Annotated in this window: 12 protein-coding genes and 1 tRNA gene; all 13 read left to right on the top strand. The window is 50.0% G+C overall.

The genetic code is table 11. The annotated features are described in order from the left end of the window. The first annotated feature begins 122 nt into the window (after positions 1-122). The 13 genes from HMPREF1254_RS01575 to HMPREF1254_RS01515 all read left to right on the top strand — a co-directional run bounded on the left by HMPREF1254_RS01575 (position 123) and on the right by HMPREF1254_RS01515 (position 13,864). A tRNA-Thr gene (locus tag HMPREF1254_RS01575) sits at positions 123-196 on the top strand. 191 nt (positions 197-387) lie between these two features. Further along, positions 388-843, top strand: coding sequence for a nucleoside 2-deoxyribosyltransferase (locus tag HMPREF1254_RS01570; protein ID WP_023056818.1), 456 nt, complete (start codon positions 388-390; stop codon positions 841-843). A 147-nt stretch (positions 844-990) separates the two neighbouring features. Further along, positions 991-1,524 carry a DUF4199 domain-containing protein gene (locus HMPREF1254_RS01565; protein ID WP_023056922.1) on the top strand — a complete coding sequence of 178 codons (534 nt, stop codon included), beginning with the start codon at positions 991-993 and terminating at the stop codon, positions 1,522-1,524. 196 nt (positions 1,525-1,720) lie between these two features. Beyond that, the gene (locus HMPREF1254_RS01560; RefSeq protein WP_023056898.1) at positions 1,721-2,683 is read left to right on the top strand and encodes a glycosyltransferase family 2 protein; all 963 of its coding nucleotides are present in this window, start codon (positions 1,721-1,723) and stop codon (positions 2,681-2,683) included. After that, a complete protein-coding gene (locus HMPREF1254_RS01555; RefSeq protein ID WP_036890804.1) occupies positions 2,671-3,150 on the top strand; it encodes a DUF6452 family protein in 480 nt (159 codons plus the stop codon). Before HMPREF1254_RS01560 ends, HMPREF1254_RS01555 begins: the two co-directional genes overlap by 13 nt. Before the next feature lie 28 nt (positions 3,151-3,178). Further along, entirely contained in the window at positions 3,179-3,793 is a 615-nt protein-coding gene (locus tag HMPREF1254_RS01550) for a DUF6048 family protein (protein WP_023056820.1), read from the top strand. Between the two features lie 214 nt (positions 3,794-4,007). Further along, on the top strand, positions 4,008-5,021 hold the full coding sequence (locus HMPREF1254_RS01545) for an FAD:protein FMN transferase (protein ID WP_036890842.1): 1,014 nt from the start codon (positions 4,008-4,010) through the stop codon (positions 5,019-5,021). Further along, positions 5,018-5,677 carry a Crp/Fnr family transcriptional regulator gene (locus HMPREF1254_RS01540; protein WP_023056885.1) on the top strand — a complete coding sequence of 220 codons (660 nt, stop codon included), beginning with the start codon at positions 5,018-5,020 and terminating at the stop codon, positions 5,675-5,677. The genes HMPREF1254_RS01545 and HMPREF1254_RS01540 overlap by 4 nt, the downstream gene beginning before the upstream one ends. 40 nt (positions 5,678-5,717) lie before the next feature. Beyond that, positions 5,718-8,624 (top strand): hypothetical protein, encoded by a 2,907-nt coding sequence (locus tag HMPREF1254_RS01535; RefSeq protein WP_023056851.1) that lies wholly within the window; start codon positions 5,718-5,720, stop codon positions 8,622-8,624. Positions 8,625-8,958: 334 nt separating this feature from the next. Next, positions 8,959-11,061: a M3 family metallopeptidase gene (locus tag HMPREF1254_RS01530; protein ID WP_023056896.1), complete on the top strand. Its 2,103-nt coding sequence runs from the start codon at positions 8,959-8,961 to the stop codon at positions 11,059-11,061. Between the two features lie 59 nt (positions 11,062-11,120). Beyond that, a complete protein-coding gene (locus tag HMPREF1254_RS01525; protein ID WP_023056973.1) occupies positions 11,121-11,561 on the top strand; it encodes a deoxycytidylate deaminase in 441 nt (146 codons plus the stop codon). Beyond that, positions 11,548-13,272: a S41 family peptidase gene (locus tag HMPREF1254_RS01520; RefSeq protein ID WP_023056901.1), complete on the top strand. Its 1,725-nt coding sequence runs from the start codon at positions 11,548-11,550 to the stop codon at positions 13,270-13,272. Before HMPREF1254_RS01525 ends, HMPREF1254_RS01520 begins: the two co-directional genes overlap by 14 nt. A 40-nt stretch (positions 13,273-13,312) precedes the next feature. Beyond that, on the top strand, positions 13,313-13,864 hold the full coding sequence (locus HMPREF1254_RS01515; RefSeq protein ID WP_036890841.1) for a 5-formyltetrahydrofolate cyclo-ligase: 552 nt from the start codon (positions 13,313-13,315) through the stop codon (positions 13,862-13,864).

The raw sequence follows: 13,864 nt of genomic DNA, 5'->3' as shown, positions 1-13,864 counted from the left end.
ACCTTTGCATCCGCTAAGAAACGGGCAAGTCTTTTACGGCCAGCTCCCTTTGAATCCCCCAGGGTGGGAACGCAGCAAGGGTATTAGGTTGTAGCGGCGCGATAAGAGTAGCTTGCCCACCCGCCTCTTTAGCTCAGTTGGCCAGAGCACGTGATTTGTAATCTCGGGGTCGTTGGTTCGAATCCGACAAGAGGCTCACTTATTTCAGAAATCAACGAGGGTGCATCAGAATGAAGATACACCCTCTTTTGTTTTGCGACAGATGAAACTGACGCCAGCAAAAAGTGTGATCCCAAATGCTTAGTTTGCTTGATAAAGGTAAGCGTGTAACGTGAATCTTTCATTCCTTTTTGTTATATTTGCACAAACGACTAATATCTATCAAACATGAAGAAAATCTATTTTGCAGGTTCCATCCGAGGCGGGCGTGAGGATGCCAACCTCTACAAACAAATCATCGAGTACATCCAGAGGAGTCACAAAGTTCTCACCGAACACATTGGCAACTACTCACTGTCTACCACCAGTAGGGGGCGTGAAGCGGATGAAAAAATCTACCTTCAGGACACAGAGTGGTTGAGAGTCTGCGACTTGGTCATTGCCGAGTGTACCTCACCTTCCTTGGGTGTGGGATATGAATTGGCATACGCAGAACGTTATCACAAGCCCTGTTTCATCCTTTACGACAAGAGTCGTACACATCTCTCGGCCATGCTCACGGGCAACAAGTATTATCACATTTTTGCTTACGAACGCCCTGAAGAAGTGTTTGACATACTGGATAAGATATTAGGAAACACGCCAACAGACATCTTACCAGCCAATCATCGTCAAACAACATGAACCCTGCGAACGACAATGCTCACACTTTTGCAGGCTATTACGGCATAAATATTGAAAATTTTTAACGTCTACGCCGTGGAACCGTCTATAAAATCTCTCGTGTACGTACAATATATATGAGATAAAATGCGTACTTTTGCAGATAGAATGATAAACGTACCCACACTGATTCAGCTCAAGGCGTTCGCGCGCATTGACGGACTTTGGCTGGCACTGCTATGGACAGCCAGTTTCTTGAGTATGATGTACATACCCAACAGTGCGCTGGGCAGCCTGTTGATGTTCGCCACTCCCCTTTTCATGCTATGGCGGCTCATCAAGTTTCGCAACTATGCACTCGATGGTGTCATCTCCTTCGCGCGAGGATTGGCATACGGTTGCTACTGCATCTTCTACGCTTCCCTGCTTTTTGCCTTGGTTCAAACAGCATATTTCCAGTTCTTGGATGGCGGACATTTCGTTCAAATCATGCATCAAGCACTACAAACTATGGAGAGCGTCTATCAGCAAAGCGGCGTTGACATCAAGCAAGCCAGGGAAACTGTCGACCTCATGGGTACGCTGAAACCCATCGAACTGGCCTTTGTCTTCATGACACAAAACCTCTTGCTTGGCGCCCTTCTGAGTGTCATCGTGGCCGCCATTGGTATGAAACGAGTGAAAAATCATACGAGAATATAAAGCATCAGCGGCATCCTGGCAGGACAAATATCGGAATGTCTTGATGCCAACGCCCAGATGCTTTCATGAGATACAAAACAAATTATACATAACATCAAATCCAGCATCCGCACCACAGAGCCTCAAAAGCATGTCACGATGAGTGAAAAGATGGATCACATGGTGGAAAGATGCTTGGTTATTTTTGCAGAATACTATGGACATATCTGTTGTCATCCCTCTTTTCAACGAGGAAGAATCACTACCCGAACTATACGCTTGGATTGAGCGTGTCATGCAACAAAACGCCTATTCGTACGAAGTTATCTTCGTGAACGACGGTTCTACCGACGGCTCTTGGAACGTCATCCAGCGCCTTGCCGGCCAATCAGAGCACGTGCGAGGCATCTGTTTTCGTCGTAATTATGGAAAGAGTCCGGCACTTTACTGCGGATTCAAGGAGGCCCAAGGCGACGTGGTCATCACGATGGATGCCGACCTGCAAGACTCTCCCGACGAGATTCCAGAACTGTATCGCATGATTACCGTGGATGGTTACGACTTGGTTTCGGGTTATAAGCAAAAACGTTACGACCCATTGAGCAAGACATTGCCCACGAAACTCTTCAATGCCACGGCCCGCAAGATTAGCGGCATCAAGAACTTGCACGACTTCAACTGTGGACTGAAGGCCTACAGGCGCGAGGTTGTGAAAAATATTGAGGTGTATGGCGAGATGCATCGCTACATCCCCTACCTGGCAAAGAGTGCCGGTTTCGATAAAATTGGCGAGAAGGTGGTGCATCACCAGGCGCGGAAATACGGTACATCCAAGTTTGGTTTCAACCGATTCTTCAACGGTTACCTCGACCTCATCACCCTTTGGTTCCTGTCAAACTTCGGCAAAAAGCCGATGCATGTTTTCGGTTTCCTCGGTTCGCTGATGTTCTTGGTGGGATTGATTGCCGTGATCATCCTTGGAGCAGAGAAGGTTTACGCCCTGTCGAACGGCATCCCGATGCGTTTGATCACCGACTCGCCCTACTTTTTCATCGCCCTTACCACCATGCTCATTGGCACTCAACTGTTCTTAGCGGGCTTCTTAGGCGACCTCATCAGTCGCTCTAACCCCGGTAGGAACGATTACCAGATAGAAAAAACCATACGATGCGAAAAATAATTGACGTAATTTTGATGGTATTGGCCATCACCTCGTGCTCTACAATCGATTGTCCGCTGAACAACACAGTGACCACTTCGTACAAGCTCAAAGGTGATGTTGCCAAACTGCAAGATACGCTTACCATCACCACTCCACGCACTACGAGCGGCGATACGGTGCTGCTGAACAAGGCAATCGGCATAGACAGCTTCCTATTGCCCATGAGTTACGCGCAACCCGAGGACATTCTTTACTTCAAGATGACCACTCAGCAGAACAAAAGTTTCATTGATACGCTGCGCATCACCAAGGAAGATCATCCGCATTTCGAGTCGGTTGACTGTCCACCGGCTGTCTTCCATCAAATCAAACGAGTGGATTACACCAAACATACCATCGACTCTGTGGTCATACACAATGAAAACGTGAACTACGATGCTACAAAAGCACATTTCTATATCTATTTCAAGAGCTATCTGCATTAGCCTCTTGCTCGTGACACAAGTGGCCGTTATGGCACAAAGGCGCAAGGCCATCGTCATCCAACCCAAAGATACGCTGTCCTTTTTCAGGCACATTGCCGTTTCTGGTGACCTGGTGGGACTCGCACAGATGCAGTTTTCCGACTACGGACAGTATGAAGTAGCCGCAAGAGTAAGCCTGCGCAACAAATACTTCCCCGTTGTCGAACTGGGCTATGGCCAGGCTGACAGCGAGGATCCGAGCACGCACTTGCATTACACTTCGAAAGCTCCATACGGAAGAATAGGCGTTGACTTCAACATGATGAAGAACAAAAACGACGATTACCGCCTGTATGTTGGCGTGCGATATGGTTACAGCAAGTTCAAATACTCGGTAACACATCCGGGCCTTCTCGACCCCGTTTGGAAGACACAGATTCCCTTTGAGCTGACTGACATCGACAACCAATATCATTGGATGGAAGGGGTTGTAGGCGTAGATGCCAAAATTTGGGGGCCTTTCCGTTTGGGATGGAGCGCTCGTTACAAACGACGTCTTGCCAATACCAAGAACGAAGCGGGCCATCCTTGGTACGTTCCAGGCTTTGGAAAGTACAGCGGAACGCCCCTGGGTGGAACATTCAACGTAATCATTGAATGGTAGACAAGGAATGACCAACGTGCCTCTTCCATCATCTTCCAAGGCAATGAAGAGCGAATGAGCGGCACTGGCCAGAAGAATAACAAGTTAGTTTGAACTTAATGACAGTAAAAGTATGAATGATAGGCAAAGCAATTCAAACGAAATAAACAAAGACCAGCGGAATCGCAGCAACGCTCCACTTGACGAACAGCGCAAGACCGTCCCTTCCAACCCATTGCGTTGGAAGAAGTTGCTCAAGCTGTTTTTCCTCCTTTTCCTCATTGTTGGTTCGGTCATCATCATCCGTCAACAGCAGAGCATGCCGTACCAACACAACTCAGGACAAGTCTTCGGCACCACATACAATATTACATATCAGTCGAACAAAGACTTGCACAAAGAGATATTGGCGCAACTTCACAAGGTAGACATGACCTTCTCGACCTTTGAAGAACAGTCCATCATCTCAAAAATCAACCGCAACATCCACGTTCAGCTTAACCAGATGTTCGTCGAAGTGTTCGACTTAGCCAAGCAAGTGTCGAAAGATACCAACGGAGCCTTCGATATTACCGTGGCTCCTTTGGTCAATGCATGGGGCTTTGGCTTTAAGTCTGGCATCCAACCCACCAAGCATACCATTGATAGTCTGCTGACTCTTACAGGCTATGACAAAGTAGCTGTCATGGGAAGTACCGTAAAGAAGCAAGATTCACGCATCATGCTCGACTGCTCGGGCATTGCCAAAGGCTACGGATGCGACGCCGTAGCCCAACTATTGCGGTCGAAAGACGTGAAGAATTTCATGGTGGAGATTGGGGGTGAGGTCATCACCAGCGGCAACAGCGACAAGCGATTGCCATGGAAGATTGGCGTCACCAAGCCCACAGACGATTCCACTCAGACGAACAACGAGCTGCAAACGGTGCTCAATGTCACCGACAAGGCCATGGCGACCAGCGGCAATTACCGCCGATTCTACTACAAGAACGGCAAGAAATACGCACATACTATCGATCCAAAGACAGGTTATCCCGTACAACACAACATCCTCTCGGCCACCGTCTTGGCCAACACATGCGCCAAAGCCGACGCATACGCCACGGCATTCATGGTGCTTGGACTGGATAAGACAAAAGAAGTTTTACAACGACATCCTGACCTGATGGTCTATCTGATATACACCAACGCCGACGGACGCTATGATGTTTGGTTCTCACCCTCGCTGAAAAACAAGATCAGCAAATGACCTCCTACGACAAACTCCTCACCCTTCCCCTCTTCCAAGGGCTCAGTCAGCAAGATTTATGGGCCATGGCGGAAAGCATTCCTTTTGCTTTCCTGCAACACAAGGCAGGGGATGTGATGGTGAGAGAGGACATGCCATGCCACCAGTTGACCTTTTTGTTGGATGGAACGATGAGCGTTACGACGCACGCCGATGACCATGGCTACACGCTGACGGAACCTCTGAGGGCGCCACAGGTCATCGAACCAGAACATCTCTTTGGCCTCAACCAGCATTTCATGCGCACCTACACGGCCAAAACGCCTTGCAACACGATGTCCATCAGCAAGGCCCACGTCGTACAACTCACCAACCAACTCATCGTGTTCCGCCTCAATCTGCTGAACATCATCTCCACCCAAAGCCAACGCATGCAGCGACAGCCATGGCATCCTCAACCTACTGACCTCCGTCAACGCATCATCCACTTCTTCAAAGACCGCTCGCTGCGACCCGCGGGAGAAAAGGTTTTCAAAATCAAGATGGTGAGACTGGCCGCCGAACTCAACGCCTCTCGCCTGGATATATCCATTGCTTTGAACGCCATGCAGACCGATGGTCTGGTAAAACTCACCAGAGGACACGTCACGGTGCCGGCACTGGAGCGACTAACCTAACGAACAACCGAATAAATATATACATCAATCATACACGAACATGAAAAGACTATCTCTCCTATGTTGGGCTTTGTTGCTGTTATTCACACAAGCCTTACCACAGACAGCACACCACAAGAAAGAACGCAACGTTGATATCTACGGTCGTGTGGTCGATTCTTTCACCCATCTCTGCGTGCTTGACGCCAAGATCACCATCATGAATTCCGACAGTGTGATGGTGGACACCTGCCGAACTGTCACATGGAATAAAGAAGCCATACACCCCGATGCCTACTTCTATCTACGAAAGAAGCTGAGCGAAGACACCTACATCTTCAAGATAGAGCACCCCGATTACCAAACTACGTACATCAACCACGAACTACTTTTCAAAGGTAGACAGAGCAGCATTGACTTGGATGACATGCCCATCCAGCGCAAACGCATGGAAGACAAAGAGCATACGCTGGACGAAGTGGTGGTGAAAAGCACCAAAATCAAGATGGTGATGAAAGGTGACACCTTGGTCTTCAACGCCGAAGCCTTCAACCTTCCACAGGGAAGTATGCTCGACGCGTTGATTAGGCAGCTGCCGGGAGCCACACTCAACAGCCACGGAGAGATTTTCATCAATGGGCGAAAATTAGATTATCTGACGCTCAACGGAAAAGATTTCTTCAAGAAAGACAACAAAACACTGATAGAAAACCTGCCCAGCTACACCGTCAAAGACTTGCAGGTGTTTGAGAAAAGCACCGAGAAGAGCAAAGCCTTGGGCGTGGATGTGGAGAAGAAAGACTACGTTATGGACATCCAACTAAAGAAAGAGTATGAGAAAAACTTCATCGCCAACGCCGACATAGCCGGAGGTACCAACAGCCGATACGCCACAAAGCTTTTCGGTCTGTATTTCAACCCACGGCTACAGATGTCTGTCTTCGCCAACCTCAACAACGTGAACGAAGACCGCAAGCCCGGCGAGAAAGGCGACTGGGACCCAACCAAGATGCCCTACGGACAGGTAACGCAGAAGACAGTGGGGCTGAACCTTGCTACCAGCAACGACAAAAACACCATCACCGACAACGTGTCGACCAGTGTTTCCTGGCAAAACAGCCACAATGTGAGCCAAACAGCCACCGAATCGTTCCTCAACACGGGCAACAACAGCTATTCAAGAAGCGTGTCAGAGAGCAGCTCGAAAAACTTCGAGACCCAGCTCGAACACCAATTTGAGATGAGTAAACCCTTCTGGCTACGTGTTGAGAACAGTCTCACTTACCGCAAAAGTGACAACTGGAGCATCCTACGTGCTGGCTCCTTCAAACAAGACCCGGCGCCCTGGGGCGACACCCAAGCCGTTCTTGACACCTTGTTCACCACGCCATGGAGTCGGCGAGTGCAAGACGCAGTCCTCAACAGACAGCAAAATCAAAGTCTTGGAGAAGGTTATTCGTTCCAGACATCCAATCGCCTATATGGTTCCTACCTTTTGAAATCGGGAGACAACATCTTCTTCCAAGGTTCTTTCAGCTATGACAACACCAAACGAACGGCATTCGAACAATATCGATTAGACTACCTGCAGGGTGCGACAGCCAAAGATCAACGCGACCGATACGATGACACGCCCTCGCACAGCTACGAGTATTACGCATCCGTAAACTATAGATACCAACTTCCAAGTGGCTGGACTTTCCTTCCAGAATTCTCTTTCAACCAACAAATGAAATACACCAACAACTCAAAATACCGACTGGATCAGCTGCAAGACTGGCAACAGCAAGCACACGAATTGGGAACCCTGCCCTCGTCACGCGACGCTCTTCGGCGAGCATTGGACTCCAACAACAGTTACCAAGGATATTTGAAGACACAGACACAGGAATTGTCTTTGAACATCACCTACCGTAAAGAAAGTGGCAAGAACTCATTCTATATGGGTCTCTACATCCCCGTTCAACACGAAAAACAACGTCTGGACTACAGGAGTACGGCTCTCAACACCAACATCAGTCAACAGACATGGAAGACATCATATAACCTGAACATGGGCGCCACCTACAATCAATACAGCATCTTGGCTTATGGTCACATGAGAATCGGCATGCCTGACCTGTATTCGAAAATCGACAGGCGCGACGACTCTAACCCCTTGGCGATCTCGTTGGGCAACCCAAACCTCAAAAACACCACGACCTACTTTACCATAATTCACTTTGCTGACCAACACAACAGGCGATACAAGTGGCCAACTTTGGATTTTTCGCTCAATGTGCAACAAAACGCCATCGCCAACGGCTTCACCTTCAACCCTACAACGGGCGTTTACACCTACAAACCGCAGAATGTGAAAGGCAACTGGGCTGGCACGGCAGGCATCTATTACAACTGCCCGTTAGACAGTGCAAAATACTTCACACTGGACAATAAATTGGAATACCGTTACAGTCGCAACGTAGACCTCACGGCTGTGGAGGGACATACCGAAAGCGTACTGAGCAAGGTGAACAACCACTGGACGCGAAACGAACTCTCGCTGAACTACCAAAAAGAAGGTGCCACCTGCAGTTTGGTAGGCTCTTTGGGCTGGCGCAACGTCAACAGTAGGCGGGAAAACTTCCACACCATCAACGCTTACGACTTCAACTACGGCATCGTGGGGTCTTATCATTTCGGCTTCGGACTGGAAACAGGCATGGATCTGAAGATGTTCAGCCGCAGAGGATACGACGACCCGTCGTTCAACACTGATAATTGGGTGTGCAACGCCTACCTCAGTCAGTCGTTCTGCAAGGGAAAGTTAAGCGCCAAACTCGAAGCCTACGACCTTTTCCAGCAGCTCAAGAACGTGTCGTACGAGGTCAATGGACAAGGCAAAACCGAAACACGCTTCAACACCATTCCCCATTACGTCATGCTGCACCTGATGTACAAGCTGAACATCAGCGGAAAGAAAAAATAAGCTTCGGCAAGCAATAGCACATCCGTGAAAAGTCTAAGGATGACGGGCATTAAACCTATAAAATAACAACAAAAACGGAAGCCTATTATACACTCACGCCAATCTCATTGACTTTGACCACCAAACTCATTGACTTTGACCACCAAACTCATTGACTTTGACCTCCAATCTCAATGAGTTTGGGCTTCAATCTCAATGAGTTTGGAAAAACGCCCCATGACGGTGCCTCAACCCATGGATGCGTGTCTAATATTCGTTAAATGTCCCTATAATAATAAGGTGTATCTGATATTTTTCGTACTTTTGCATCACGCATCAAGAAGAAAGTACGAGTATGGATGAAAACAACATAGAGAAAGCAAAACACGACAACGTTTTTTTCAAAGAATACGACACGCCCCATCACACCGTGCCGTTCAACCGCATTCGCTTCGAGCACTATGAGGAGGCGTTCATGGAGGGCATACGCCGCGACGACGAAATCATTGAAAAGACCATCAACGACCCCGAGGAGCCTACATTCGAGAACACCATCGCGCGCGTTGACACCTCGAAAGGCGAGCATTATTATGACTTGCTTGACCGCGTGTCAACCGTTTTCTCGTGCATGCTGTCGGCCGAAACCAATGACCAGTTGGACGAGCTGGCACAGAAACTCAGTCCCATCCTCACCAAGCATGCGAACGACGTGATGCTGAACAAGCGGTTGTTCGAGCGCGTGAAACATGTTTACGAGCATCATCGCGAGCTGACGCCCGAGGAGCAGATGCTGCTGGAGAAGTCGTACGACGGCTTCGTGCGCAGTGGCGCATTGCTCGACGACGAAGGAAAGGACCACCTGCGCAAGCTAACCGAAGAGGCTGGCGTGCTGTCGCTGCAGTTCTCGCAAAACCTCCTCAAGGAGAACAAGGCGTACACGCTGCACGTCACCGACGAGAAACAACTGGACGGACTGCCCGATACCGCACGCGAGGCTGCCGCCATGACAGCCAAAGAGCGGAATATGGACGGATGGGTGTTCACGCTCGACATACCCAGCTACTCGCCGTTCATGACCTACTCTACCCAAAGAGACCTGCGCCGCCAAATGTACATGGCACGCAACACGGTGTGCACGCACCAAAATGACGAGAACAACCTGGCCATCTGCCAACGGCTCATCAACCTGCGCCGCGAAATAGCCCAACTCTTGGGTTACGAAACGTATGCCGACTATGTGCTGAAACACCGCATGGCATCCAAGGTGGAGAATGTCTACCAGCTGCTCAATGACCTGATTGCGGCCTACAAGCCCACGGCATTGGAAGAGAAAGAGGCGCTCCGCGAGATTGCCAAGCGCCAGGAGGGAGCCGACTTTGTGATGGAACCGTGGGACACGGCCTATTACAGTCATCAACTACAGATGGAGAAATACAACCTCGACGCAGAGATGTTACGCCCTTACTTCAAGCTGGAGAACGTCATCAAGGGCGTCTTCGGACTGGCTACCCGCCTGTACGGCATCACCTTCAAGGAGAACAAAGACATCCCGGTGTATCACCCCGACGTGAAAGCCTACGAGGTATCCGACAGGGACGGCTCGTATCTGGCCGTGCTGTATGCCGACTTCTTCCCGCGCAAGGGCAAGCAGGGCGGTGCCTGGATGACCGAGTTTCAAGGTCAGTGGATAGACCGCAAGGGCAACAACGTGCGTCCTCATGCGTCGTTAGTGATGAACTTCACCAAGCCTACGGATGACAAACCGGCCCTGCTGACGCTGGGTGAGGTGGAAACTTTCCTGCATGAGTTTGGCCATTCGCTGCACGGCATGTTCGCCAACACGCGGTTTGAGAGCCTTTCGGGTACCAACGTGTGGTGGGATTTCGTGGAGCTTCCCTCGCAGTTCATGGAGAATTTCGCCGTTGAGCGCGAGTTCTTGCAGACCTTCGCCTTCCATTATAAGACGGGCGAGGTGATTCCCGACGAGCTGATCGACCGCATCGTGCGCAGTCGAAACTTCATGGCAGGCATGGCATGTCTGCGCCAGGTGAGCTTCGGACTGCTCGACATGGCCTACTACACCCAGCGCGAAGCGTTCGACGAAGACATCATCCCCTTTGAAAAGAAAGCCTGGGAGAAGGCCATCCTCGGCAAACAGCTGCCCGAGACGTGCATGACGGTGCAGTTCTCGCACATCATGGCCGGCGGCTATGCAGCGGGCTACTACAGCTACAAATGGGCCGAGGTGCTGGATGCCGACGCTTTCAGCGTGTTCAAGCGAAACGGCATCTTCGACCAAACCACCGCCCAGCGGTTCCGCGATTGCATTCTTTCCAAGGGTGGAACAGAGCATCCCATGACGCTGTACAAGCGTTTTCGCGGGCAAGAACCCACCATCGACGCCCTGTTGGAGCGCAACGGCATCAAACGACAACAGCGGGGAACCCAATTATCCTAATCAGCCAAATTGGCCTAATCAGTCCGACATCCACGATAACCCCCAAAAACAACATCGCCATGAGCAATGACAAACTTCATCAACTGGACCAACGCTACCTGCGAATGGCTCGCATCTGGGCCGAAAACTCGTACTGCCGCCGCCGACAGGTGGGTGCGTTGGTGGTGAAAGGCAACATGATCATCAGCGACGGATACAACGGTACGCCGAGCGGATTTGATAATGTGTGCGAAGACGAGAATGGGGTTACCCATCCCTACGTGCTGCATGCGGAGGCCAACGCCATCACCAAACTGGCACGAAGCTCGAACAATAGCGACGGTTCTACGCTCTACGTGACGGCCTCACCGTGCATAGAATGCGCCAAACTCATCATACAAGCGGGCATCAAGCGTGTGGTGTATGCCGAGAAATACAGACTGGAAGACGGCATCAACCTGCTGAAGAGAGCTGGCATAGAAGTGATCTATCTAAACATCAAAGACAATGAAACCAAATAAGTCGAATCGATTCGTACCTCTGCTGATGGCCCTCTGTGGCATCATCGGCATCGGAGTGGGGTCGTTCTACTCCAATCATTTCTCGGGAAACCGACTGAACATCATCAATACGGGTACCAACCGAATCAACAACCTGCTGCACATCATCGACGACCAGTATGTGGACAAGGTGAATCTTGATTCGCTTGTGGAGGATGCCATGCCGAAAATTCTCACGGGGTTGGACCCTCATAGCGTCTACATCAGTGCCAAGGACGTGCAGGCAGCCAACCAAGAATTGCAGGGATCGTTCTCGGGTGTGGGCATCGAGTTCACCATCCGCGAGGACACCATCCATGTACAAAACGTCATTCAGAACGGTCCTGCCGAGCGTGCAGGCATCTTGGCAGGCGACAAAATCGTAATGGTTGACGACAAACCCTTCGTGGGGAAAGTGGTGACCAATCAGGAAGCGATGAAACGACTCAAGGGTCCCAAGAACACAAAGGTGAAGATTGGCGTGGTGAGATATGGCGACAAAAAGCCACAATCGTTTGTTGTCACCCGTGGTGACATACCCTTGAAGAGCGTGTCGGCCACCTACATGATTGACGACAGCACAGGCTATATCCGCATCAAGAGCTTCGGTGAGACTACCTATGCCGAACTGTTGGTGGCCTTGGTGAAGCTGGGTGAGCAAGGATTCAAGAACTTGATCATTGATCTTCGCGACAACACGGGCGGCTATTTGCAGTCGGCCGTACAGATGGCCAACGAGTTTTTGCCCAAGAACAGGCTCATTGTCTACACCGAAGGACGCAAGTCGCCGCGACAGGAGTTCAGGTCAGACGGGCGAGGCAGCTACAAACAAATGCCATTGGTGGTGCTGATTAACGAAGGATCGGCATCGGCCAGTGAAATCTTTGCTGGTGCCATGCAGGACAACGACCGTGCCACCATCATCGGACGGCGTTCGTTTGGCAAGGGACTGGTGCAGAAACAGATTGAATTTTCCGACGGAAGCATGGTACGACTGACCATCGCACGTTATTACACCCCATCGGGACGCTGCATTCAGAAGCCCTACGTGCCGGGGGATGAACAAGACTATGCGCAAGATTTGCTGAGCCGTTATCAGCATGGGGAGTTCTTCTCGGAAGACTCTATCAAACATACCGGCCCGGCATACCATACCGCCAACGGGCGTACCGTATATGGTGGAGGCGGCATTACGCCAGACATTTTCGTGCCGGAAGACACCACGAACTACACCTCTTATTATAAGCAAGCCAGCATGAGCGGACTGATTTTGCAGTTTGCCTTCTCGTATACGGACGACAATCGATTGAAGCTGAACAACTTCAAGGAGATGATGGAAATGGAAGACTATCTCAAGAAGCAGAATCTGGTGGACAAATTCGCCACCTATGCCGACAAGAAGGGACTGAAACGGCGCAACTTGATGATCAAGAAGTCGTACAACTTGCTCGACCGCTACATCAACAGTCGCGTGATATACAACATGCTCAACGAGCAGGCTTGGCTGCAATACATCAACCAGGACGATGCATCCATTCGGGAAGCACTGAAAACATTCAGAAACAATGCAGCGTTCCCGAAGGCTCCTGAGCAGCAGAAAAATGGGAAAAAAGAAAACAAGAAGGTGGCCAATGCCAACCTTTTGCAACGACAACCCGAGGTAAGACGACTGCCACAAACATACAGAGCATAGGATTTTTCGTCCTAACAAGGCAATGAAAAACAGGCGACAGATGAGCAAACAGAATCTCAGACAGGAAATGCGACTACGCAAAAAGACTTACGGCAGTGAGCAATTGAGCCGGATGTCTACTTCCATCATCGAGGCTTTGCTTGCTCATCCGCGTTTAATGTCGGCTCACACCATCCTATTGTATGCGTCACTGGCCGATGAAGTGAATACACATGAACTCATCAACACGCTGTTACAGCAGGGGAAAACACTACTCCTGCCCGTCGTAGTGGATGACCACACTATGAAAATATGCCGCTATACACACGATACAAACGTAGGGCATGGATCCTTTGGCATCATGGAACCCCAAGCAGATGCGTTCACTGATTATGAGCAAATCGACCTGATATTAGTCCCTGGAATGGCCTTTGACCGGCATGGTCATCGGCTCGGTCGGGGAAAAGGCTATTACGATCGTTTTCTTTCACAAGCGAAAGACTGTTATAAAATAGGTGTATGTTTCCCGTTTCAACTGGTTGACGAAGTGCCAACCGATGAGCATGACGTGCGAATGGACGAGGTCATCACGCAAAAGTGCGCTGAGGATTAA

Origin of the sequence: Prevotella sp. BV3P1, assembly GCF_000479005.1 — a bacterium.
Taxonomy (GTDB): domain Bacteria; phylum Bacteroidota; class Bacteroidia; order Bacteroidales; family Bacteroidaceae; genus Prevotella.
The sequence above is the reverse complement of the archived record's forward strand: the minus strand, read 5'-3'. Positions and strand labels throughout refer to the sequence as shown.